The sequence below is a fragment of the Streptomyces hiroshimensis genome, assembly GCF_014650335.1.
Lineage (GTDB): Bacteria > Actinomycetota > Actinomycetes > Streptomycetales > Streptomycetaceae > Streptomyces > Streptomyces hiroshimensis.
This window is the reverse complement of sequence record NZ_BMUT01000035.1, coordinates 1-919: the sequence shown is the minus strand read 5'-3', so window position 1 is coordinate 919 and position 919 is coordinate 1. Positions and strand designations below refer to the sequence as shown.

The following is a 919-nucleotide window of genomic DNA, read 5'->3' as shown; positions in this document are numbered from 1 at the left end:
AATTCCTTGTCGGGTAAGTTCCGACCTGCACGAATGGCGTAACGACTTCTCGACTGTCTCAACCATAGGCCCGGTGAAATTGCACTACGAGTAAAGATGCTCGTTTCGCGCAGCAGGACGGAAAGACCCCGGGACCTTTACTATAGCTTGATATTGGTGTTCGGTTCGGCTTGTGTAGGATAGGTGGGAGACTGTGAAGCCGTGGCGCCAGCCATGGTGGAGTCGTCGTTGAAATACCACTCTGGTCGTGCTGGATGTCTAACCTGGGTCCGTGATCCGGATCAGGGACAGTGTCTGGTGGGTAGTTTAACTGGGGCGGTTGCCTCCTAAAGGGTAACGGAGGCGCCCAAAGGTTCCCTCAGCCTGGTTGGCAATCAGGTGTTGAGTGTAAGTGCACAAGGGAGCTTGACTGTGAGACCGACGGGTCGAGCAGGGACGAAAGTCGGGACTAGTGATCCGGCGGTGGCTTGTGGAAGCGCCGTCGCTCAACGGATAAAAGGTACCCCGGGGATAACAGGCTGATCTTCCCCAAGAGTCCATATCGACGGGATGGTTTGGCACCTCGATGTCGGCTCGTCGCATCCTGGGGCTGGAGTCGGTCCCAAGGGTTGGGCTGTTCGCCCATTAAAGCGGTACGCGAGCTGGGTTTAGAACGTCGTGAGACAGTTCGGTCCCTATCCGCTGCGCGCGTAGGAGTCTTGAGAAGGGCTGTCCCTAGTACGAGAGGACCGGGACGGACGAACCTCTGGTGTGCCAGTTGTCCTGCCAAGGGCATGGCTGGTTGGCTACGTTCGGGAGGGATAACCGCTGAAAGCATCTAAGCGGGAAGCCTGCTTCGAGATGAGGACTCCCACCCACTTGATGGGGTAAGGCTCCCAGTAGACGACTGGGTTGATAGGCCAGGTGTGGAAGACCGGTA

Annotated in this window: 1 rRNA gene; it reads left to right on the top strand. The window is 57.2% G+C overall.

From position 1 onward, the window contains the following. Window positions 1–919 (top strand): 23S ribosomal RNA (locus IE241_RS33860); the annotation flags it as partial.